Raw genomic sequence first — 20,425 nt, forward strand, 5'->3', positions numbered from 1 at the left:
TGTGCCGTGACGGCGTTCAGTCCTTCAGGCGTTCCAGCAGCGCCTTGGCCACGCCCACCGACGAGCCGGGATTCTGCCCCGTGATGAGCAGGCCGTCGCTGACCACATGCGACTGCCAGTCCGGCCCGCTGCTGTACAGCCCGCCCAGCTTTTTCAGCTCGTCTTCCACCAGGAACGGCACCACATCGGTCAACTGCACGGCGGCTTCTTCCGCATTGGAAAAGCCCGTGACCTGCCTGCCCTGCACCAGCGGCTTGCCGTCGGCCGTCTTGGCATGGCGCAGCACGCCCGGCGCATGGCACACCGCCGAGACCGGCTTGCCCGCGGCCAGCATGGTCTCGATCAACGCCACCGATTTGGCGTCCTCGGCCAGGTCCCACAGCGGGCCGTGACCGCCCGGGTAGAAGACCGCGTCGTAGTCCGACGCCTGCACGTCGGATAGCCGGCGCGTGGACGCCAAAACGCGCTGCGCGTCCGCGTCTTTCTGGAAGCGGCGCGTGTCGTCGGTCTGCGCGTCAGGATCGTCGCTCTTGGGATCCAGCGGCGGCTGGCCGCCCAGCGGCGAGGCCAGCGTGATCTTCGCGCCCGCGTCCAGGAACGCGTAGTACGGCGCCGCAAACTCTTCCAGCCAGAAGCCCGTCTTGCGGCCGGTGTTGCCCAGCGTGTCGTGGGAAGTCAGCACGATCAGGATGTTCATGTAGCGCTCCATTCGTCAGGGCCGACGCGCACAATGCGCTTGCCGGCGTTTTCACCCTTGAGCAGCCCAATCAGCCCGCGCGGGGCGTTCTCCAGGCCGTCGACCACGTCTTCACGGTATTTGATGCGTCCTTGCTTGATGAGGTCCTGCATGGCCTCGCGGAATTCGCCGTAGCGATGCGCATATTCGTTGAAGATGATGAAGCCCTGCATCCGCAGCCGCTTTGTCAGGATGGTGCGCATCAGCAGCGCCAGGCGATCCGGGCCCTCGGGCTGGCTGGTGGCGTTGTAAGCCGAGATCAGGCCGCAGACGGGGATGCGGGCGCGCGGGTTCAACAAGGGCAGCACGGCATCGAAGACCGCGCCGCCGACGTTTTCAAAGTACACGTCGATGCCTTGCGGCGCCGCCTTTGCCAGGCGCCCGGGCAGGTCCGGCTGACGGTGGTCCACGCATTCGTCAAAGCCCAGTTCCTCGACCACGTAGCGGCACTTGTCCGGCCCGCCCGCAATGCCGACGACCCTGCAGCCGTGGATCTTGGCGATCTGGCCGACCACCGCGCCGACCGCGCCGCTGGCCGCGGCGACCACAACCGTTTCACCGGCCTTGGGCTCGCCGATGTCCAGCAGCCCCATGTAGCCGGTGAAGCCCGGCATGCCCAGCACGCCCAACGACCACGACGGGTTTTCGGGATTGGCGCCCAGGCGCAAGAGTCCAGCGCCGTCGGACACCGCGAAATCCTGCCAGCCGGTCTGCGCCAGGACCCACTCGCCGACCTGAAACTGCGGATTGTTGGAGGCGTGGACGCGGGTGACCGTACCGCCCACCATCGGCTCGCCGATCTGCACGGGCTCGGCATAGGACGGCGCGTCGCTCATGCGGCCGCGCATGTAGGGGTCGAGCGACAGATAGACGGTGCGCAGCAGCACCTGGCCCGGTCCCGGTTGAGGGATGTCGCCGGTTTCCAGGCGGAAGTCGGCATCGGTGGGTTCGCCGTGCGGCCGGGCGGCAAGCACGATGCGGCGGTTAGTGGATGCGGATTGCGGCATGAGGTTCGGTCTCCTTCGTAGCGCCGGCCGGGCCTTGCGGACAACCCCGGGCGGCAGGTTGGGGAACCGGCCCATTACACCACCCATGGCCGCGCGGCCGGCTTGAAACCCTGTTGATCGAACCCTCTTTTAATTAATTAAGTCTTTAATTAGAATCGGCCGCATGTCTTCCCCCACTCGCCTTCCCGCCCGCCGGCCCGGCCGCCCGCCCCGTCCGGACAACGCCGCCGCCCGCGCCAATCTCCTGGATCTGGCCACGCAATTGTTCGCCGCCCAGGGCGTCGCCGCCACCACCATCGCCAACATTGCGCAGCGTGCCGGCGTGACGCCGGCGATGCTGCATTACTACTTCAAGAGCCGGGATCAGTTGATCGACGCCGTGGTTCTGGAACGGATCGTGCCCGTGATCGGATTTGTCTGGGCGCCCGTGCCGCTGGAGGGCGGAGGGGCCGTCATCGACGGGGCCCCCACTACCGGGCCCGGCGCATCGCCCGACCCGGCCGCCGCCGCCCGCGGTTTCATCACCGAAGTGGTCGGCCGCGTGGTGCAAAGCGCCACGGAAAAGCCCTGGCTGCCGTCGTTGTGGATGCACGAGGTCGTCAACGAAGGCGGCCAGTTGCGAGATCGCGTGCTGCGCCATCTGCCGTCGGACCGGCTGCAGGCGTTCGCGGGCCTCATCGCCGAATGCCAGCGCCGCGGCGCCATCACGCCGGGCGTGGAACCGCGCCTCGTGTTCCTTTCCATCCTGGGCCTGACCCTGTTGCCGCTTGCCACGTCCAACCTGTGGCGCCGCATCTGGCAGGACGACCCGGTGGCGCAGTCGATCGATAACGAGGCGATTGCGGCCCACGCCATTGCCATGCTGACCGGCGGCCTGTTCGCGCCGTCTCTACCCTCCCCGACTCCAGGACGCTGACCATGCGCACCTTACGCCGCCTGTCCGCCCCCCTCGCCTTGCTGCCGCTGTTCGGCTGCGGCAATAACGACCAGCCGTTCTATCAGGGCTATGTCGAAGGCGATTACGTGTATGTTGCCTCGTCCGAACCGGGCCGCCTGGACACCCTGGCGGTGCGGCGCGGCCAGCAGGTCGACGCCAACCAGCCGCTGTACGCACTGGACGCCACACGCGAGGCCGCGGCACGCGATCAGGCGCAGGCAGAAGCGGCCGCGGCGCGCGCGCAACTGGAGGACATCGCCACCGGCAAGCGGGCGCCGGAGGTCGACGTCAGCCTGGCGCAATTGGCGCAGGCGCAGGCCGCCAGCCGCCGGTCCGCGGCGCAGCTGGCCCGCGACAACGCGCAGTTCCGCATCGGCGGCATCGCGCGCTCGCAGTTGGACGACAGCCGCGAACAGGCGCAGTCGGACGCGGCGCGCGTGCGCGAACTTCAGGCGCAGGTCGAGGTAAACCGGCTGCCCGGCCGCGACGAGGCCCGCCGCGCGCAGGCCTCCCAGGTGGAGGCCGCCGACGCCGCGCTGGCGCAGGCCGAATGGACGTTGAACCAGAAGCGGCTGGCCGCGCCGGCCGCCGGGCGGATCTTCGACACGATGTACCGCGTGGGCGAATGGGTGCCGGCCGGCAGTCCGGTCGTGAGCCTGCTGCCGCCCGGCAACATCAAGGTGCGGTTCTTCGTGCCGGAGACGGTGGTCGGGTCGCTGAAGATCGGCCAGCAGGCCACGCTGCGCTGCGACGGCTGCGGCGATCCGATCCCCGTGCGCATCGACTACGTGTCGGACCAGGCCGAATACACGCCGCCGGTCATCTACAGCCGCGAAAGCCGCAGCAAGCTGGTGTACATGGTGGAGGCCCGCCCCGCCGCCGACCAGGCGGCGCGGCTGCATCCGGGTCAGCCGGTGGAGGCGACGCTGCCATGAATGCGCCCAACGCCGGCGGCAACGTCATCGACGTACGCGGCCTGAACAAGCATTTCGGCAACAAGCATGTCGTGAACGACGTGTCGCTGCAGGTTCGCGAAGGCGAGATCTTCGGGTTCCTGGGGCCCAACGGCAGCGGCAAAACGACGTGCATCCGCCTCATGTGCGGCCTGCTCACGCCGGATTCCGGCAGCGGCACATGCCTGGGCTACGACATCCTGCGCGACAGCGCCGAGATCAAGCGCAATGTCGGCTACATGACGCAGAAGTTCTCGTACTGGGAGGACCTGACCATCCGCGAGAACCTGGACTTTGTCGCGCGCATGTACGGCATGCCGCAGCGCAAGGAGGCCGTGGACCGCGCCCTGCAGGAACTCGGGCTGCAAACGCGTGCGGGGCAATTGACGGGATCCTTGTCAGGCGGGTGGAAGCAGCGCCTGGCGCTGGCCGCCTGCCTGCTGCACCAGCCCCGCCTGTTGCTGCTGGACGAGCCCACGGCCGGCGTGGATCCGACGGCGCGGCGCGACTTCTGGGAACAGCTGCATGAACTGGCGGCGCGCGGCATCTCGGTGCTGGTCAGCACGCATTACATGGACGAGGCCGAACGCTGCCACAAGCTGGCCTACATCTCGTACGGCAAGCTGCTGACGCAAGGCACCGCCGACGAGGTCATCGCCGAGCAGCAACTGACCACTTGGGCCATCCACGGCGTCAACCTGGTGCCGTTGGGCCAACAACTGCGCAGTGCGCCCGGCGTTGACCAGACGGTCGCGTTCGGATCTGCGCTGCACGTCAGCGGCCGGGACGCGGCCACGCTGGAAAGCACGCTGCGCGCGGCCATCGCGGGCCAGGATCTGCGCCTGGAACGCATCGACACCAGCCTGGAGGACGTCTTCATCTACCTGATGAACCGGTCCACCGACAACTTCGCGGGCCAGCCATGACCGCGCGCCTGAACGGCTTTTCGTGGTCGCGCTGGTGGAGCATGGTGCTCAAGGAGTTCCTGCAGCTGCGCCGCGACCGCATTACCTTCGGCATGATCGTGGGCCTGCCGATCATGCAGCTCGCGCTCTTCGGTTATGCCATCAACACCGATCCGCGCCAGATGCCCACCGCCATCATCGCGGCGGACCACAGCCCGTTCACGCGCAGCTTCATCGCGGCGATGCGGTCGTCGGACTACTTTCACATCGTCGAGGAACTGGACACCGAAGAAGCGGGCCGCGCCGCGCTGGCGCAGGGCCGCGTGCTGTTCGTCGTGACCATTCCGCCGGATTTCACGCGCAGCCTGCTGCGCGGCGAACGCCCGGCGCTGCTGATCGAAGCCGATGCCACCGACCCCATGGCGACCGGGATGGCGCTGGGCGCAGCAACGCAGCTGACGCAGGCCGTCGCGCAAAAGGATCTGACCGGACCGCTTGCCAGCCTGGCGGGCGGCCAGCCTCCCTTCGACGTGCGCATCCACCAGCTCTACAACGAAGAGCAGATCTCGCAATACAACACCGTGCCGGGGCTGATGGGCGTGATCCTGACGATGACGCTGGTGATGATGACCGGACTGGCGATGACCCGCGAGCGCGAACGCGGCACCATGGAAAACCTGCTGGCGATGCCGGTGCGGCCGATCGAGGTGATGACGGGCAAGATCGTGCCGTACATCGCCATCGGGTTGATCCAGGCCAGCATCATTCTCGCGGCGGCGCATTTCGTCTTCCACGTGCCCATCATGGGCAGCCTGCTGTCCGTGTACCTGGCCGCGCTGCTGTTCGTCGCGGCGAACCTGACCGTGGGCATCACGCTGTCGTCGCTGGCGCAGAACCAGCTGCAGGCGATGCAGCTGACCATGTTCTATTTCCTGCCGAACATGCTGCTGTCCGGCTTCATGTTTCCGTTCCAGGGCATGCCGATGTGGGCGCAGCACCTGGGCAACCTGCTGCCGCTGACGTATTTCAACCGGCTGATCCGCGGCATCCTGCTCAAGGGCAACGGCTGGTGGGACCTGTGGCCCAACATCTGGCCCCTGATGCTGTTCACCGTCATCGTCATGACCGCCGCCGTGAAGTTCTACCGCCGCACCCTGGATTGAAGCCCATGTCCTGCCCCGCCTTCATGCCCGCTTCCCGTCCCCTGGTCTCGATGGCGCTGTGCGCGCTGCTGTCGGCCTGCGCGGTCGGCCCCGACTTCGATACGCCCGCCGCGCCGGACGTTGCAGCCTATACGCCAAACGGGCAGGACGCGCTGCCCGCGGGCCAGCAGCGTCTGCAAGCGGGCGCCGACATTCCCGCGCAGTGGTGGCAATTGTTCCGGTCGGACGCGCTGGACCGGCTGGTGCGGCAGGCGCTGGACGCCAGCCCCACGCTGGAAGAAGCGCGTGCGCGCTTGCGGCAGGCGCAGGAAGACTTGGCCGCGGACACCGGCGGGCGCATGCTGCCCGCGGTGGACGGCAATCTGTCGGCGGCGCGCAAGAAGGTCGATCCCGCCGCCTACGGCGTGCCGGTGGCCGAGCCGCCCCCGCCTTTCACGCTGTACAACGCCTCGATCGACGTGTCCTACACGCTGGACGTGTTCGGCGCCAACCGCCGCGCGCTGGAAAGCCTGGCCGCCCAAACGGATTACCAGGCGCATGAACTGCAGGCGGCGCGCATGTCGCTGGCGGCCAACGTGGTCACCGCCGCGATCCGCCAGGCGGATCTGGCCGAGCGGCTGACCGCCACACGCGACCTGCTGGCGGCGCAAGTCAGCCAGCAGGACATCATGCGCAAGCGCCTGGACGCCGGGGGCATTGCCCTGGCCGATCTGCGCAACCAGGAGCTGCTGGTCGCGCAGACCCGCGCCACCGTCCCGCCGCTGGAATACCAGCTTGCGCAGGTGACCCACCAGCTTGCCACCTACCTGGGCGTGCTGCCCGCCGCCCTGCAATCGCCGCCGCTGCGCCTGGCGGACCTGACGCTGCCGCCCGACGTTCCGACCGGCGTGCCGTCGGCGCTGACGCGCCAGCGGCCCGACATCCTGGCGGCCGAAGCCCTGTGGCGCAAGGCGTCGGCCGACGTGGGCGTGGCGACGGCCAACCTGTATCCGCAGTTCACGCTGACCGCCAGTTTCGGTTCGCAGCGCACGGGCGTGAACGAACTGTCAGACGGCGTCAACGTGTGGAATTTGGGACTCGGGCTGGTTCAGCCTCTTTTTCATGGTGGCGAGCTGCGGGCCCGCAAGCGCTCGGCGGAAGCGGCGTATGACGCTGCCGCCGCATCATTTCGCCAGACGGTGCTTGACGGCTTTCGCCAGGTGGCCGATGCGTTGCGCGCGCTGCAGACGGACGGTGACGCCTTCGCGGCCTACGACGATGCGTGGCGCCGCGCAGACGAGGCCGAACGCATCGCGGCGGGCCGCTACCAGGCCGGCGGCATCAGCCACCTGAGCCTCCTGGACAGCCAGCGGCAGGTGTTGCAGACCAGGATTTCGCGCATCGAAGCGGATGCCGCGCGCTACACCGACACGGCGGCGCTGTTACAAGCGCTGGGCGGCGGCTGGTGGAATGAGGCGGTTGCACCCGCCCCGTAAGCCCGCAAAACGCGCTCTGCGCGGCCATGTCCGAGAATTCGGGTAGGAAAGTGTCGTTGTGCGGGGCTTGGGAAAGCGCGGTATCCCCTCATCATGCAAGCGCTCAAGCTGCATGATGTTTACAACGATTTCATGAATGACCTATTAGACCTGATCGTCTTCGCGCCCGACGCCGGCCAGCGCGTCCGCCGTAGCGACGAACTGGCCGAAATGGGGTTCTCGCCGCGCCCTTGCGAAGACTCCAACGGACTGTTCCGCCTGTTTCAGGCCCGCCGCACCCCGCTGCTCGTGATGCAGGCCGAGTTCACCGATCTCTGCATGGCCGTCGCAGGTCTGCGCGCCATGGACACCACCGCCGGCATCGTTGCCATTTCCGCCTTCGATACCCCTGAGAACCGCATCCTCGGCCTGCATTGCGGCGCCGACGCCTGCTTTTCGCCCGAGGTCGTCACCGGCGAAATCGCCGCAGCCCTGCAGGCGCTGGTGCGCCGCGTCCCCACCTCCGCCAACCGCCGCGGGGCGGCCGAGGCCGATGCCCGGCCCGCGCCGCCGCCCGTGGCGTCCGCCGAGCCGACCGGCAAGTGGCAATTCCTGGACGCCGCCTGGACGCTGGTCAGCCCCCAGGGCAGACGCCTGGCGCTGACCCAGGCCGAGCGCGAGTTCCTGCTCAAGCTGACCGGCGCGCCGGACAAGCGCATGCCGCGCGGCGATCCGCCTGGCATCGACCCGCATTCCGGCCGCGAATCCATGCGCCGCACGGACGTCGTCGTCAGCCGCCTGCGGCGCAAGGCGCAGGACGTCGACGTGGAACTGCCCATTCGCACCGTCTGGGGCTGGGGCTACGCGTTCACCGGGGAAATCTGACGCGCGGCGGGCGTATGATTCCGCGTACAGGGCCGACTCCCGGCCCGCCTCTGCCCCATCCGTCCCATGGAAGTCTTTGAACGCCTGCAAGCCCTGCTCATCCAGAATCGGGCGCGCTACCGCCTGCTCGAACACGCTGCCGCCGGCAAGTCCGTCGAAGTGGCCGCCATCCGCGGCACCGAGGTCAGCCAGGGCGCCAAGGCGCTGGTCTGCCGCGTGAAGATCTCGTCCAACCAGCGCAAGAACGTGCTCGCCGTCTTTCCGGCGGACAAACAGGCCGACCTGGACGCCATCGCGCGGGCGGCCGGCGGCAAGAAGGCCTCGCTGGCATCGCAGGACCTGGCACGTGAACTCACGGGCTGCGAGATCGGCGCCATCCCGCCCTTCAGCTTCAATCCCGACCTGACGCTGCTGGTGGATCCCAGCCTGCGCGAGCGCCACGACGAAATCGTGTTCAACGCCGGACGCCTGGACGCGTCCATCCTGCTGAACACCGACGACTATTTCCGCCTGGCCGCGCCCGACGAGGCGCCGCTGATCAAGGCCTGACCGGCGCCGCCCATGAGGCCACCTTGTCCCGCCCTTTGATGACCCACGGCGCGCGCGCCTCCAACATGCGCTGGCTGATGAGCCTGGCGCACATGGAGCCGTCGCCGGTCAACCCCTGGGTGATGCTGCGCGCCGCCCTGGCCATCGGCCTGCCGACCGCGGTGGGCATGGCGCTGGACCAGGGTGCGGCGGCCGCGCTGGTGGCGCTGGGAGCGCTGCCCGCCATCACGGGCGACAACGGTGGCCCCTACCGCAACCGCGCGCTTTCCATCGGTTCCACGGTGTTCGGCGGCGCGTTCGGTTATCTGTTGGGCAACCTGATGTCGGGCCACGGCCTGTGGACGTCCGCCGGCATGACGCTGCTGGTGCTGGCGGCCAGCCTGGTCGGCACCTTCAACAACATCGCCGCGGTCGCGACGCTGCAATTTGCCACGTATGTCATCGTCGGCTCCAGCTTGACGCCCACGCTGCCGCCCTGGCTGCCGCCGGTGCTGGTGGGCGTGGGCGGTCTGTTCGGGCTGGCGCTGACGCTGTCCGGCTGGGTCGTCAACCCGATCGCGCCGGAGCGGGCCGCCGTGGCGCAGGCCTACCGCAAGCTGGCGGCGATGTTCGCGGCCATCGGCACCTCGCGCGTGATGGCCGCGCGCCGCGACATGGAAGCCGCCATGGCCACGGCCTACGACACCGTCCTGGCCGCGCGGGGCCGGTCGGCGGGTCCGTCGCCCAGACTGGCGCGGCTGGCCGCACAGTTGCAGGCCTGCACGCCGCTCACCAACGCCGCGCTGGCGCTGGCGCGCGCCGGCCGCGTGTTGCCGGACGAATGTGCCCGGGTCATGAACCATCTGGCCGACCGGGTCGAAAACGATGCGCCACCGGACGCCCGCGACGACATCGCCGCGCTGCACCGCGCCGGCATGCCGCAGTTGGCCGAGGCGCTGGAACAGGTGCAGCCGCTGCTGCACGGCGCCCGGGCCAGCCAGGCCAACCAGGCCCCCGGGGCCACTGAAGCCATCCAGGCCACCGAGGCCGACGCCTTCGCCACCCTGCAGCCCGCACCGGCGCGCACGCCGTGGCGGGTGCTGATCCGCACGTACCGGCCCGGGCCGACGACGGTCCGTTACCTGGTCCGGTTGGGCCTGTGCCTCGTCGCCGCCGAGGCCGTCGCCCTGGCGGCCGCGCTGCCGCGGTCCTACTGGGTGCCGCTGATCGTCGTGGTGGTGTTCAAGCCCAACTTCGGCTCGGTGTTCGCGCGCGCGCTGCAAAGCTGCGCGGGCAGCGTGGTCGGCGTGGCGATCAGCGCCACCGTGCTTGCGCTGGATCGCGGCGGTCTGGCCAGCTTGCTCACCGTTGCTGCGCTGGCCGCGTTGCTGCCGTGGTCGATACGGCGCAACTACGGGCTGTTCTCGGCGATTCTGGTGCCGATCCTCATGCTGCTGATCGGGGCGCTGCAGCCGGGAAGCTGGGCTATTGCGCTGGCGCGGCTGATCGATGTGGGGGTTGCGGCGGCCATCGTGCTGCTGGTGGGCTACCTGCCGTGGATCCGCATCGAACGCAGCAACCTGGACCATGCCGTTTCCGCCGCCACGTCCACGCTGGCGGCCTACCTGAACACCGTCTTCCAGACCGACCCCGGCAACCGGCATGACCTGCGCGCCCGCGCCTACGCGCGCCTGTCGGACCTGCGCATCGCCCTGCAGCGCGGGCTGTCCGAACCCCGGCTGGTCAGCCGCCGCGCATTGGCCTGGTGGCCGGTGGAAGTCGCACTGGAACGCGTGGCCAACGCGATTTCGGACACGGCCTGGTCGCTGCCCGCCGGACAGGACGCGCCCGCCGCCGCGCAGGTCGCCCAATTGGCCGCCGCGCTGGACAGCATTGCGGCCGCCGTCGAACAAGGCCTGCCCGTGCCCGCGGCCCCCATCGTGGCGCCATCACCGGCGCTGCGGGACGTCGCCGCCGAAATCGAATCCCTGCGCGTCACGCTGGCCGGCCCCGACTTCACGGCAACGCCCGGCCGCCCCGCCGCCCCTTCCCCCCTTCATCAGGTCTGAATCATGTGTCTTGCCGTACTGGCTCTGCATACGCTGCCCGGCATCCCCGTGCTGATCGCCGCGAACCGCGACGAATTTCATGCGCGCGCCACCCTTCCCGCGGCGCAATGGTCCGACGCGCCGGCCATCTACGCCGGGCGCGATGGCCAGGCGGGCGGCACCTGGATGGGCGCAACCGTTCAGGGCCGCTATGCGTTGGTCACCAACTTCCGCGAGCCCGGCCGGCATCTGGACAACGCCCCTTCGCGCGGCGCGCTGGTCGAGGACTTTCTGCGCGGCGAAATGACGCCGCAGGCCTACCTTGAGACGGTGCACGCCATGGACCAGGCGTACAACGGCTTCAATCTGATCGTGGGCGACACGCGGCAGGCGTGGTATCTGAGCAATCGCGACGGCGGGCCGCGCGCGTTGGACCCCGGCATCTACGCCCTGTCCAACCATCTGCTGGACACGCCCTGGCCCAAACTGGCGCGCACGAAGGCGGCGTTCTCGGCCGTGCTGGAACATCCGTCGCAGCCCGACCTGCCCGCGCTGTTTACCGCGCTTGGCGACCGCAGCCCGGCGGACGACGCCGACCTGCCGGCCACCGGCCTGCCCTTGGCGCGCGAACGCCTCTTGAGCAGCCCGTTCATCGTCAGCCCGGAATATGGCACGCGCAGTTCCAGCGTCATGGCGCTGCACGGCGACGGCGCCGGCGAATTGGAGGAACGGCGGTTCGCCCCGGACGGCTCGGTCAGCGGCGTCAGCCACCTGACGTTTTCCTGGCAGGCGGCCGGCGGCGGCGTGTGATGCGCGGCGCCTGATACAAACGGTTGATTTCCGAGGCGGACGGACGCGAACTCGCCTTGCGCGCGCACGTCGAATGGTTGCAAGCTACCGGCGGAGGCAGCGACAACGCGCTGCCACGCCGGTTTTTCTGCAGGAGAACTCCATGAACAAACGTTTTGAACGCTGCACGATCGCCGCCGCCATGACCCTGGGCACCTTCGCTTTAGCGGGTGTCCTGTCCACCGCCCAAGCGGCCATGCCGCCCGTGCAGCACCAGGGCGCTATCGAATATGTCAGCGGCGGCATCGGCATCGACGAATCCGAATCCATGAAAGCCGCGTCCAGCAGTTATCCGCTGGCATTGACCTTTGCTGCGCAACGCGGCGGCAAGGCCGATTATGTCGCCGACGTGACCGTCGCGATCCGGGATGCGCAGGGCAAGGCCGTGTTGCAGACGACCGCGCAGGGGCCCTACATGCTGGTGAAGCTGCCGGCGGGCAACTACCGCATCTCGGCCACGTTTGATGGCAAGGCGCAGGAGCGCGAGGTCACCGTGCAAGGCTCGGGCACCGCGCGCGCCATGTTCGAGTGGAAGTGATGGCACTGAGGCGCGGCTGATACGGCCGCGCCCCCTATCCTGTTCAAAGGAGCCGGACGCGTCAGACGCCCGCGAACAGGATCGCAATGACAAAGCCCACGCCCGCCGTCCAGACCAGCGAGCGCAGCGCGCCCCAGTTCGCCAGGTACATCGCCAGATAGCCCAGCCGCGTGCCCAGCCAGCACGCCATCAGCGTCGCGACGTGCGCGGGGGACGCCTGGTTATACAGCGCAAACAGCACGGCGGCGTAGAAGAACGGCAGCGCCTCGAAGGTGTTGACCTGCGCGGCGTTGGCCCGCGCGCGCCACCCCTCCTGCCGGGCCAGCCAGGCCCGCGGGTCGTTGTTGTCGAATTTCTTGCCGCCTGCCTTGGCGATGATCGTGGACACGAACGGCAGCAGCGCCGCCGCCAACATCAACCACGCGATTGTCTTCATTCCTGACTCCATTGCTGGCGGCTTGATGTCCGCCGGACGCGCGGGGCGTGTGCCGCCGCTGCCGCATGGTCGCCTGAAAAGCGGGGGAAGGCAAAGGCGCGGTGGGGGGGCTCGGGCGGCTCGGGCTGCTCGAGTGGCGCCGCCGGCTTGGAGTTGAAGTTGGCGTTGGCGTTGGCCGCATCAAACTTGCCGGCGTCGAAAGCGCCAAGGTTGGCGAAGACCGCGCTTACACTCGGTCCTTTGCGATTGCCGCCCGCCCGTCGATGCCGCCTGTCATGCCCTGGTTTGCCCTGTTCCTGGCCGCCGCCTTGCTATGGCCGCCCGGCACCCGCCGCTGGGCGCTTGCCCCGTTGGCGGTGACATGGGCGTGGGCATTGGCCGACGGATCGGTCGACCTCGTTGCGCTCGCATGGCCCGCGTTGCTGCTGATTGCCGCGGCGCTGGTGCGATCCCACGCGGGACCGGCCGCGCGCATGGCCGCGCATGGACTCTTCGTGATCCTGGCCGTGCTGCTCTTCGCACATCTGCTGCCCGGGTTTCACAACCTGCGCGTGATTGATCCCGCGCCGCTCAGTCCGGATGCAGTTCCTTTCAGCATGTACCTGAACCTGGACAAACCGCTCGTGGGCTTCTGGGTGGTGCTGGTGCTGGCGCCGCCCATGGCCGCGGCCCATGCGCGTTTGAGCTTGCAGGCGGCGGTTCTTGCATGCGCAGCCGCGGTGGCGGTCTGCCTGGGATTGGCGCTGGCGCTGGGCGTGGTGGCATGGGCGCCGAAGTGGCCGGCCTCAGGCTGGATCTGGCTGATCAACAATGCCTTGCTGGTGACGCTGGCGGAAGAGGCGCTGTTCCGAGGTTATGTGCAGCAACGCCTGGCGCAGCGGTGGCGCCATCGCGCATGGGGCGCGTGGGCGGCGGTGGCCGTGGCGGCCGTGCTGTTCGGATTGGCCCATTACGCGGGCGGTTGGCAGTGGATGCTGCTGGCTGGCCTGGCGGGTACGGCGTATGGCGCGGCCTATCGTTACGGCGGTTTGGGCGCCGCCGTCCTGGCGCATCTGGGCTTGAACGCGGCGCACTTCGGATTGTTCACCTATCCAATGCGCGCCGCGTTCTGAAAGGCCGCCGCTTCAGGCCGCCAGCGCCGGATAGTCCGTATACCCTTCAGGACCCGAGGCGTAGAAGGTGGCCGGATTCGGCGTATTCAGCGGGGCCTTGCGCGCCAGGCGCTCGGCCAGGTCGGGCGTGGCAATGTACGGCACGCCAAACGCCACGGCGTCGACCTTGCCGGCCGCGATGGCGGCCTCGGCGGTGTCGCGCGTGTAGCCTTCGTTGCCGATATAAACGCCGCCGAACTCGGCCTTGATCATCGGCGCCAGGCTGTCGGGCGCTTCGTGTTCGCGGGCGCAAATGAACGCGATGCCGCGCTTGCCCAGTTCACGCGCCACGTAGCCGAACAGGCCCGGCAGATCCGAATCACCCATGTCGTGGGCATCAGCGCGCGGCGACAGATGCACGCCGACGCGGCCCGCGCCCCACACCGCCACGCAGGCGTCGACCACTTCCAGCAGCAGCCGCGCGCGGTTTTCGATGGAACCGCCGTATTGGTCCGTGCGGTGGTTGGTGCTGTCCTGCAGGAACTGATCCAGCAGGTAGCCATTGGCGGCATGCACCTCGACGCCGTCAAAACCCGCCTCCTTCGCCATCTTCGCGCCGTGGCGGTAGGCTTCGACCACGCCGGGGATCTCTTCGGTTTCCAGCGCGCGCGGCGTCACGTATTCGCGCTTGGGGCGCACGTGGCTGACGTGGCCCTTGGCGGCGATGGCGCTGGGCGCGACCGGCAGTTCGCCGTCCAGGAACATCGGGTCGGAAATGCGGCCCACGTGCCAGAGCTGCGCGACGATCAGGCTGCCCTTGCCGTGCACGGCGTCGACCACCTTGCGCCAACCCTTGACCTGCTCCGGCGACCAGAGCCCAGGCGTGTCGGCATAGCCCACGCCCTGCGGCGTGACCGCCGTGGCTTCCGTCAGGATCAGGCCGGCGCCCGAACGCTGGGTGTAATACTCGACCATCAGATCGTTCGGCACGCGGCCGGCGCTGGCGCGTTGGCGGGTCAGCGGCGCCATCACGACGCGGTTGCGCAGGGTCAGGTCGCCGACTTTCAGCGGTTCAAACAGGGGGTTCATGCAAAATCCTTTCGTCCCGGCAATGGGGCGCTTGCGGGTATGGCAGACGGGCTACATATCCAGATTCAATTGCCGCAGAAATGCGGCAATCACGGGTTCATTGCGACGGAAAAAGACCCACTGCCCCACCTTGGTCGCCGAAATCAGGCCGGCGCGCTGCAACACGGCCAGATGCGACGAGACCGTAGACTGGGACAGGCCGCAGCGATCATCGATGTGGCCCGCGCACACCCCGTGTTCGAAGGTGTGGCCCGGACGCTCCTCGAAATACGCATGCGGCGTCTTCAGCCAGGCCAGGATGTCGCGGCGAACCGGATTGGCCAGCGCCTTGAGGATGGCGTCGGCGTCGATCGCGGGTTGCGCGGCGTTCTGGTCGGAGGGTGAGGAAGTTGCGGTCATATTGGTATATCGCAATTTATCGAATCATATATCGGGTTTATCCGATATATCGTCATGCCCCTGTTGCAATCAAGGATTTCGGGCGCCGGTCGTGCGATCCGGCGACCGGCGATCTGGCCGGCGGCTCTCCGGCTTCAGGCTATCGGCCCAGTCACGGGCAAGGTCGCGCTGTGCCTTCCAGTTGACCAGCGCCGTGATGGCCATGGCAATCACCGCGCCCAGCGCTGCCAGCGCCATGTCCTTCTGCGCGTCCCAGATATCGCCCTGCGTGCCCAGGTAGGCGGCCCCCAAGTCTCCGCCAAAGAACTCCGCGGCGCCCCACTCGATCAGTTCGTAGAGCGCCGAGGTCGACAGCGTCACGTCCATCGGCAGGAAGTACGCCCAGAAGCCGCGCACCTCGGCCACCCGCAGGAAGATCTCGCGGATCGGATAGGCCAGCAGCAGCCCATACGAAAAATGCACGACGCGGTCGAAATTGTTGCGTTCCCACCCGAGCACGCTGTTCAGGGTGCGGCCGGTCAAGGCGCGCCACCAGTCGTCGTACGGCACGAGCGAATACGTGTAGTGCGCGCCCACCGTGTGCAAGCACAGGAACAGAAAGATCAGCGTGTATGACACCCGCGAAAACACGAACGCCCGCCGCGTGGCAAACAGCACGGCGCCCAGTCCCAGCACCAGCGCGTTCTCCAGCGCCCAGGCCGAGCGGTCATGCGGATTGATGGCCAGCGCCACCCAGATGACGGCGAACACGCCGGCCAGCGTGACCAGATAGCGGCGGCGCGCGTCGGCCATGGTGCGTCCTAGTCGCCCTGCACCCGGCCGCGCAGCCGCTTGACCTCGCCATGCAGCACCTTGCGCTGCACGCGGCGGCGTTGCGACGAGCGCGTCGGCTTGGTGGGGCGGCGCGGCTTGTCGACCTGGATGGCTGATCGCACCATGCCCACCAGCCGTTCGATGGCCTCGGCACGGTTCTTTTCCTGGCTGCGGAAGGATTGCGATTTGATGACGATCACGCCCTCTTTCGAGATGCGGTGGTCGTTGACGGCGCACAACGCATCCTGCACCTCGGGCGGCAGGCGCGAAGCGCGCACATCGAAGCGCAGGTGGACGGCGCTGGACACCTTGTTGACGTTCTGCCCGCCCGCGCCCTGGGCGCGAATCATGGTGAAGGTCAGGTCGCGCTCGTCGATGAAAAGCGAATCTTGGACGTGAAACATAGGCGGGAAGTCTACAGGGCCGGCCGTCTTCCTGCACCCGGCGGTTGAAACCGCTGGATCCGCGGCTTGGCGCCACACAGCGGCCATGCGCCGCCCGGCGGCGGACCCGTCTTGCAGGGTCTTTCGGCGGATATCGGCCGCGCCAAGTAAAATAGTGCGCTTTTGCTCGAATTCCGTGGCGCCCAGCCGCCCGCATCTCCTATGACTTACTCCGCCAAAGAAATCTTCAAGACCCTGCAAGGCGAAGGCGCCCACGCAGGCCGCGCGGCGGTATTCTGCCGGTTTGCGGGCTGTAATCTGTGGTCCGGCCGCGAAAGCGACCGTGCCAGCGCCGCCTGCACCTTCTGTGACACCGATTTCATCGGCACCGACGGCGACGGCGGCGGCAAGTTCGCCACGGCCGAATTGCTGGCCGACGCCATTGCCGCGGCCTGGGGCCCGGACGCCGGCAACCGCTACGTCGTCTTTACGGGCGGCGAGCCGCTGCTGCAACTGGACGCGCCGCTGCTCGACGCGATCCACGCCCGCGGCTTTACCGTCGCCATCGAAACCAACGGCACGATCAAGCCGCCTGCCGGCATCGACTGGATCTGCGTCAGCCCCAAGGGTACGGCCCCGGTCGTGATCGAACGCGGCAATGAGCTCAAGCTGGTCTATCCGCAGCTCAACGCCCTGCCCGACGCCTTCGCACATCTGGATTTCGAGCATTTCTTCCTGCAACCCATGGACGGACCGGCGCGCGCAGCCAACACCGAGCAGGCCGTTCAATACTGCATGCAGCATCCGCAATGGCGGCTCAGCCTGCAAACCCACAAATACATAGGCATTCCATGATTTACCCCCACGCCTTGCGGAGCACGCGATGATTTCCGTGACCCGCAGGCTCGAGTTCGACGCCGGCCACCGCATCCCCGACCACCGCAGCCAGTGCCGCAATCTGCACGGCCACCGCTACGTGCTGGAAATCACGCTGACGGGTGACATCGTGCAGGCGCCCGGCGAGTCCGACAACGGCATGGTCATGGACTTCTCCGAGATCAAGCAAATCGCCAAGACGCATATCGTGGACGTCTGGGACCATGCGTTCCTGGTCTACGAGGGCGACGACGCCGTGCGCGGCTTTCTGGATACCCTGCCCGGCCACAAGACCGTCGTGCTGGACCGGATTCCCACCGCTGAAAACCTGGCCACCATCGTTTTCGAGACGCTGGCGCCGCAATACCACGGCCATTACGGCGCCGAACTGCGCCTGACGCGCGTGCGTCTGTACGAAACGCCGAACTGCTGGGCCGACTGCAACGGTTGATCCCCGATAGCGCATGAAGGCGGGCTTCGGGCCCGCCTTCAGTTTTCCACCCACGGAAAACCGCACCGCCATCTTCCCAATTGAAAGAATCTATCGCGATAGTCGCCATTTTCAATCATTAGTAAGCTAATAGATAGGATACAATCGAATTCATGCTTACTCCATCCGACTCCCAGCTCATGGCCACCACCGCCAACCTGATGGTGCTGTCGCGCGCCTACCGCGGCGCCGCCGATAAAGCGCTCGCCGACTACGGCCTTTCTCAAGCGACTGCGTGGCCCGTCATTCTGGCCGGCCGTCTTGGCGACGGAGTTCGCCAAGGCGCGCTGGCCGAAGCTTTGGGCGTCGAAGGCCCCTCCCTTGTGCGCGTGCTGGATCAACTTGTGGCCGCCGGCCTGATGGAACGGCGCGAAGACCCCCACGATCGCCGCGCACGCACCCTGCACCTGACCGAAGCCGGCCACGCGCTGCGCGCGCAGGTCGAAGACGTGCTGGTTGAACTTCGCCGCCGCATCTTTCACGACGTCAGCGAATCCGATCTGCAAGCCTGCCTGCGCGTCTTCGACGCCATGAAGGTGTCGCTGGGCCGCAGCGGCGCCGGTGCGCAAGAGGACGCCCGGCCATGAAACTGCCCAACGTCCGCGAAACCATCTTCTCGCTCAAGAGCTACCTGAGCGCCATCATGGCGCTCTATCTGGCTTACAGCATGGGTTTGCCGCGTCCGTTCTGGGCCATGACCACCGCCTACGTCGTGGCGCAGCCCTGGTCCGGCGCGGTGCGTTCCAAGGCGCTGTACCGTCTGGTCGGCACCTTCTTCGGGTCGGCGGCCACCGTGTACATGGTGCCGCGGCTGTCGAACTCGCCCGTCGTCATGACCGGCGCGATGGTGCTGTGGGTGGGCGCCTGCCTGTACATGTCGGTGCTGGACCGCACACCGCGGTCCTATCTGTTCATGCTGGCCGGCTACACCGCCGCGATGATCGGCTTTCCCAGCGTCACCGACCCTTCCCTTGTGTTCGACACGGCGCTGGCCCGTGTCGAGGAAATCAGCCTGGGCATCGTGTGCGCCACGCTGATCCACAGCATCGTGCTGCCGCGCGGCCTGGCGCCCGCGCTGACGCTGCAATTGGACAAGGCCGTGCGCGATGCGCGCAACTGGATGCACGACACGCTCAGCGGCAAGACCGCCGAACAGCGCGACAAGGACCGCCGCGAGCTGGCCAACGACATCACGCAACTGCGCCTCTTATCCACGCACGTTCCCTTCGACACCAGCAACCTGCGCTGGACCGCGGGCGCCGTGCGCGCCATGCAGGACCAGATCGCAGCGCTGACGCCGGCCGTGTCCGCCGTCGAAGACCGTATGCGCGCCTTGCAGGCCAATGGCCAGCCGCTGTCCGAACCCGTGCAGTCGCTGCTTGCCGATATCTCGGAATGGATCAACGCCGGCCCGCAGGCCTCGCACGAAACCGCCGTCCAGTTGCGCGCCGCCGTGACGCGGCTGACGCCCGGCATCGACAGCCGCTCCACGTGGCGCGACGCGCTGCTTGCCAGCCTGATGGCGCGCCTGCGCGAACTGATCGACACCTATGACGAATGCCTGGCGCTGCGCCGCGACATCCGGGCCGGGCTGCAGGGCGCGCCGATTCGCGCCCCGCGCACGACCCGCGATCCGAACTCGGCGCTGCACCGCGACCACGGCATGGCGCTGCTGTCGGCGCTGGCCGCGGCGCTGGCGATTTCGGTCTGCTGCCTCTTCTGGATCGGCACGGCCTGGAGCAACGGCGCTACCGCCGCGCTGATGGCCGCGATCTTCAGCTGCTTCTTTGCGTCGCAGGACAATCCCGTGCCGGGCATCATGCAGTTCCTGACCTACACGGTGTATTCCATTCCGCTGTCGGCGCTATATCTGCTGGGCATCATGCCGGCCATCCACTCGTTCGAGATGCTGGCGCTGTCCATGCTGCCGACCGCCTTCGTGCTGGGCGTGTTCATTGCCCGCCCGGCCAGCACCGGCAAGGCCATGGCCATGCTGTTCGGGTTCCTGGGCACCATGGCGCTGCAGGACACCAACACCGCCGACGTCGTGTCGTTCATCGACACGCAGGTTGCGCAGTGCATGGGCGTGGCCACGGCCGCGATCATCGCCGCCATCTTCCGCACCGTCAGCGTCGACTGGAGCGCGCGCCGCATCCAGGCCGCCAACTGGAAGGAACTGGCGACGCTGGCCAGCTCGCCCCGCGCGCCTTCGCGCCATACCTACACCGCCCGCATGCTGGACCGCATCGGCCTGTTGCAGCCGCGCCTGGCGCTGGCCAAGCGGCCCGACGACCTGGTGGCCGCCGATGCGCTGAAGGACCTGCGCGTGGGCCGCGACATTACCGAGCTGCAGCGGGCCCGCCGCCATCTGCCGATGGCCGAGCCCACGATCCAGCCGGTGCTGAACAGCCTGGCGCAGTTCTTCAAGATCCGTTCGTCGGGCCGCATGCAGGACAAGACGCCGGAGTTCCTGGCGCAGATTGATCGCGCGCTAAGCAGTGTGGCCGCCACCCCGCAAGGCCCCCATGCGCGCGACCGCGCCGTGGTGGCGCTGGTCGGCATCCGCCGCGCCTTCTTTCCCGACGCGCCCGACTATCAACCCGCCCATCCGACCCTGGAGGGCCAAGCATCATGATTGGCGAATTCAATCTCTACGGCATTTATTTCCCCTGGCTGCTCGTGCTGGGCGTCGTCACCCTGGCCGTGGCCTGGGGCGTGCGCCGCGTGCTGGCACGCGCCGGGCTGTATCGCCTGGTGTGGCACCCCGCGCTGTTTGACCTGGCGCTGTTCGTGGTGCTGCTGTACGGCGTCTCCCTCATTTCCCCTTATTTTCTTCAGAGATAGG

General features: G+C 67.9%; 23 protein-coding genes. 16 read left to right on the forward strand and 7 right to left on the reverse strand.

Going from position 1 to position 20,425, the window contains the following annotated elements; all coding sequences use genetic code 11:
• Positions 1 to 16 precede the first annotated feature (16 nt).
• Both B2W22_RS06120 and B2W22_RS06125 read right to left on the reverse strand, forming a co-directional pair.
• Complete coding sequence (locus tag B2W22_RS06120; protein WP_175121756.1) at positions 17 to 697, reverse strand: type 1 glutamine amidotransferase domain-containing protein; 681 nt, start codon at positions 695 to 697, stop codon at positions 17 to 19.
• Positions 694 to 1,743 carry an NADP-dependent oxidoreductase gene (locus B2W22_RS06125; protein ID WP_175121757.1) on the reverse strand — a complete coding sequence of 350 codons (1,050 nt, stop codon included), beginning with the start codon at positions 1,741 to 1,743 and terminating at the stop codon, positions 694 to 696. The genes B2W22_RS06120 and B2W22_RS06125 overlap by 4 nt, the downstream gene beginning before the upstream one ends.
• Positions 1,744 to 1,906: 163 nt before the next feature.
• On the opposite strand from B2W22_RS06125, the gene B2W22_RS06130 reads away from it, so the two are divergent.
• The 10 genes from B2W22_RS06130 (at position 1,907) to B2W22_RS06175 (ending at position 12,003) form a co-directional block, all read left to right on the forward strand.
• Entirely contained in the window at positions 1,907 to 2,659 is a 753-nt protein-coding gene (locus B2W22_RS06130) for a TetR/AcrR family transcriptional regulator (RefSeq protein ID WP_175121758.1), read from the forward strand.
• A gap of 2 nt (positions 2,660 to 2,661) precedes the next feature.
• Positions 2,662 to 3,615, forward strand: coding sequence for an HlyD family secretion protein (locus tag B2W22_RS06135; protein WP_175185390.1), 954 nt, complete (start codon positions 2,662 to 2,664; stop codon positions 3,613 to 3,615).
• Complete coding sequence (locus B2W22_RS06140) at positions 3,612 to 4,559, forward strand: ABC transporter ATP-binding protein (protein WP_175121760.1); 948 nt, start codon at positions 3,612 to 3,614, stop codon at positions 4,557 to 4,559. Before B2W22_RS06135 ends, B2W22_RS06140 begins: the two co-directional genes overlap by 4 nt.
• On the forward strand, positions 4,556 to 5,701 hold the full coding sequence (locus B2W22_RS06145) for an ABC transporter permease (RefSeq protein WP_175121761.1): 1,146 nt from the start codon (positions 4,556 to 4,558) through the stop codon (positions 5,699 to 5,701). Before B2W22_RS06140 ends, B2W22_RS06145 begins: the two co-directional genes overlap by 4 nt.
• Positions 5,702 to 5,706: 5 nt before the next feature.
• The gene (locus B2W22_RS06150; RefSeq protein WP_286936632.1) at positions 5,707 to 7,176 is read left to right on the forward strand and encodes an efflux transporter outer membrane subunit; all 1,470 of its coding nucleotides are present in this window, start codon (positions 5,707 to 5,709) and stop codon (positions 7,174 to 7,176) included.
• Between the two features lie 132 nt (positions 7,177 to 7,308).
• Positions 7,309 to 8,040, forward strand: coding sequence for a response regulator transcription factor (locus B2W22_RS06155; RefSeq protein ID WP_175121763.1), 732 nt, complete (start codon positions 7,309 to 7,311; stop codon positions 8,038 to 8,040).
• Between the two features lie 66 nt (positions 8,041 to 8,106).
• On the forward strand, positions 8,107 to 8,589 hold the full coding sequence (locus B2W22_RS06160) for a YbaK/prolyl-tRNA synthetase associated domain-containing protein (protein WP_175136669.1): 483 nt from the start codon (positions 8,107 to 8,109) through the stop codon (positions 8,587 to 8,589).
• A gap of 23 nt (positions 8,590 to 8,612) precedes the next feature.
• Positions 8,613 to 10,637, forward strand: a complete 2,025-nt coding sequence (locus B2W22_RS06165) for an FUSC family protein (protein ID WP_286936634.1) — start codon at positions 8,613 to 8,615, stop codon at positions 10,635 to 10,637.
• Positions 10,638 to 10,640: 3 nt separating this feature from the next.
• The gene (locus B2W22_RS06170) at positions 10,641 to 11,426 is read left to right on the forward strand and encodes an NRDE family protein (RefSeq protein WP_286936636.1); all 786 of its coding nucleotides are present in this window, start codon (positions 10,641 to 10,643) and stop codon (positions 11,424 to 11,426) included.
• A gap of 142 nt (positions 11,427 to 11,568) precedes the next feature.
• Positions 11,569 to 12,003, forward strand: coding sequence for a carboxypeptidase-like regulatory domain-containing protein (locus tag B2W22_RS06175; protein WP_175121766.1), 435 nt, complete (start codon positions 11,569 to 11,571; stop codon positions 12,001 to 12,003).
• Positions 12,004 to 12,064: 61 nt separating this feature from the next.
• Here B2W22_RS06175 and B2W22_RS06180 read toward each other — a convergent pair whose 3' ends face one another.
• Positions 12,065 to 12,439, reverse strand: coding sequence for an MAPEG family protein (locus B2W22_RS06180; protein WP_056560668.1), 375 nt, complete (start codon positions 12,437 to 12,439; stop codon positions 12,065 to 12,067).
• Between the two features lie 275 nt (positions 12,440 to 12,714).
• Between B2W22_RS06180 and B2W22_RS06185 the strand changes: the two genes are divergently transcribed.
• Entirely contained in the window at positions 12,715 to 13,551 is an 837-nt protein-coding gene (locus B2W22_RS06185) for a CPBP family intramembrane glutamic endopeptidase (RefSeq protein WP_254594878.1), read from the forward strand.
• Positions 13,552 to 13,563: 12 nt separating this feature from the next.
• On the opposite strand, the gene B2W22_RS06190 is transcribed toward B2W22_RS06185, so the two are convergent.
• The 4 genes from B2W22_RS06190 to arfB form a co-directional block, all read right to left on the reverse strand.
• Positions 13,564 to 14,619: an alkene reductase gene (locus B2W22_RS06190; RefSeq protein WP_175121768.1), complete on the reverse strand. Its 1,056-nt coding sequence runs from the start codon at positions 14,617 to 14,619 to the stop codon at positions 13,564 to 13,566.
• Positions 14,620 to 14,670: 51 nt separating this feature from the next.
• On the reverse strand, positions 14,671 to 15,018 hold the full coding sequence (locus B2W22_RS06195; RefSeq protein ID WP_056560656.1) for an ArsR/SmtB family transcription factor: 348 nt from the start codon (positions 15,016 to 15,018) through the stop codon (positions 14,671 to 14,673).
• Between the two features lie 69 nt (positions 15,019 to 15,087).
• Positions 15,088 to 15,810 carry a DUF2238 domain-containing protein gene (locus B2W22_RS06200; RefSeq protein ID WP_175185397.1) on the reverse strand — a complete coding sequence of 241 codons (723 nt, stop codon included), beginning with the start codon at positions 15,808 to 15,810 and terminating at the stop codon, positions 15,088 to 15,090.
• Positions 15,811 to 15,818: 8 nt separating this feature from the next.
• Entirely contained in the window at positions 15,819 to 16,235 is a 417-nt protein-coding gene (gene arfB / locus B2W22_RS06205; RefSeq protein WP_175121770.1) for an alternative ribosome rescue aminoacyl-tRNA hydrolase ArfB, read from the reverse strand.
• Positions 16,236 to 16,436: 201 nt separating this feature from the next.
• On the opposite strand from arfB, the gene queE reads away from it, so the two are divergent.
• From queE to B2W22_RS06230, 5 genes are all read left to right on the forward strand, one after another.
• Positions 16,437 to 17,069, forward strand: a complete 633-nt coding sequence (queE, locus tag B2W22_RS06210) for a 7-carboxy-7-deazaguanine synthase (protein WP_286936640.1) — start codon at positions 16,437 to 16,439, stop codon at positions 17,067 to 17,069.
• Positions 17,070 to 17,097: 28 nt separating this feature from the next.
• Positions 17,098 to 17,541 carry a 6-carboxytetrahydropterin synthase QueD gene (gene queD / locus B2W22_RS06215; RefSeq protein ID WP_175121772.1) on the forward strand — a complete coding sequence of 148 codons (444 nt, stop codon included), beginning with the start codon at positions 17,098 to 17,100 and terminating at the stop codon, positions 17,539 to 17,541.
• Between the two features lie 152 nt (positions 17,542 to 17,693).
• Positions 17,694 to 18,167, forward strand: coding sequence for a MarR family winged helix-turn-helix transcriptional regulator (locus B2W22_RS06220; RefSeq protein ID WP_175121773.1), 474 nt, complete (start codon positions 17,694 to 17,696; stop codon positions 18,165 to 18,167).
• Positions 18,164 to 20,215: an FUSC family protein gene (locus tag B2W22_RS06225; RefSeq protein ID WP_286936641.1), complete on the forward strand. Its 2,052-nt coding sequence runs from the start codon at positions 18,164 to 18,166 to the stop codon at positions 20,213 to 20,215. The genes B2W22_RS06220 and B2W22_RS06225 overlap by 4 nt, the downstream gene beginning before the upstream one ends.
• On the forward strand, positions 20,212 to 20,424 hold the full coding sequence (locus B2W22_RS06230) for a DUF1656 domain-containing protein (protein ID WP_175121775.1): 213 nt from the start codon (positions 20,212 to 20,214) through the stop codon (positions 20,422 to 20,424). The genes B2W22_RS06225 and B2W22_RS06230 overlap by 4 nt, the downstream gene beginning before the upstream one ends.
• Position 20,425: the final 1 nt, after the last annotated feature.

It is taken from the genome of Achromobacter sp. UBA4530, assembly GCF_002388205.1.
Classification (GTDB): domain Bacteria; phylum Pseudomonadota; class Gammaproteobacteria; order Burkholderiales; family Burkholderiaceae_B; genus Achromobacter; species Achromobacter animicus.

Bases quoted from the DNA above. Each gene is read 5' to 3' on its own strand.
- B2W22_RS06230 (WP_175121775.1), top strand. From the start codon at position 20,212: ATGATTGGCGAATTCAATCTCTACGGCATTTATTTCCCCTGGCTGCTC.
- B2W22_RS06170 (WP_286936636.1), top strand. From the start codon at position 10,641: ATGTGTCTTGCCGTACTGGCTCTGCATACGCTGCCCGGCATCCCCGTG.
- queE (WP_286936640.1), top strand. From the start codon at position 16,437: ATGACTTACTCCGCCAAAGAAATCTTCAAGACCCTGCAAGGCGAAGGC.
- B2W22_RS06185 (WP_254594878.1), top strand. From the start codon at position 12,715: ATGCCCTGGTTTGCCCTGTTCCTGGCCGCCGCCTTGCTATGGCCGCCC.
- B2W22_RS06150 (WP_286936632.1), top strand. From the start codon at position 5,707: ATGTCCTGCCCCGCCTTCATGCCCGCTTCCCGTCCCCTGGTCTCGATG.
- B2W22_RS06145 (WP_175121761.1), top strand. From the start codon at position 4,556: ATGACCGCGCGCCTGAACGGCTTTTCGTGGTCGCGCTGGTGGAGCATG.
- B2W22_RS06120 (WP_175121756.1), bottom strand. From the start codon at position 697: ATGAACATCCTGATCGTGCTGACTTCCCACGACACGCTGGGCAACACC.
- B2W22_RS06160 (WP_175136669.1), top strand. From the start codon at position 8,107: ATGGAAGTCTTTGAACGCCTGCAAGCCCTGCTCATCCAGAATCGGGCG.
- B2W22_RS06140 (WP_175121760.1), top strand. From the start codon at position 3,612: ATGAATGCGCCCAACGCCGGCGGCAACGTCATCGACGTACGCGGCCTG.
- B2W22_RS06220 (WP_175121773.1), top strand. From the start codon at position 17,694: ATGCTTACTCCATCCGACTCCCAGCTCATGGCCACCACCGCCAACCTG.
- B2W22_RS06130 (WP_175121758.1), top strand. From the start codon at position 1,907: ATGTCTTCCCCCACTCGCCTTCCCGCCCGCCGGCCCGGCCGCCCGCCC.
- B2W22_RS06180 (WP_056560668.1), bottom strand. From the start codon at position 12,439: ATGAAGACAATCGCGTGGTTGATGTTGGCGGCGGCGCTGCTGCCGTTC.
- queD (WP_175121772.1), top strand. From the start codon at position 17,098: ATGATTTCCGTGACCCGCAGGCTCGAGTTCGACGCCGGCCACCGCATC.
- B2W22_RS06175 (WP_175121766.1), top strand. From the start codon at position 11,569: ATGAACAAACGTTTTGAACGCTGCACGATCGCCGCCGCCATGACCCTG.
- B2W22_RS06200 (WP_175185397.1), bottom strand. From the start codon at position 15,810: ATGGCCGACGCGCGCCGCCGCTATCTGGTCACGCTGGCCGGCGTGTTC.
- B2W22_RS06135 (WP_175185390.1), top strand. From the start codon at position 2,662: ATGCGCACCTTACGCCGCCTGTCCGCCCCCCTCGCCTTGCTGCCGCTG.
- B2W22_RS06195 (WP_056560656.1), bottom strand. From the start codon at position 15,018: ATGACCGCAACTTCCTCACCCTCCGACCAGAACGCCGCGCAACCCGCG.
- B2W22_RS06125 (WP_175121757.1), bottom strand. From the start codon at position 1,743: ATGCCGCAATCCGCATCCACTAACCGCCGCATCGTGCTTGCCGCCCGG.
- B2W22_RS06225 (WP_286936641.1), top strand. From the start codon at position 18,164: ATGAAACTGCCCAACGTCCGCGAAACCATCTTCTCGCTCAAGAGCTAC.
- B2W22_RS06155 (WP_175121763.1), top strand. From the start codon at position 7,309: ATGAATGACCTATTAGACCTGATCGTCTTCGCGCCCGACGCCGGCCAG.
- B2W22_RS06190 (WP_175121768.1), bottom strand. From the start codon at position 14,619: ATGAACCCCCTGTTTGAACCGCTGAAAGTCGGCGACCTGACCCTGCGC.
- arfB (WP_175121770.1), bottom strand. From the start codon at position 16,235: ATGTTTCACGTCCAAGATTCGCTTTTCATCGACGAGCGCGACCTGACC.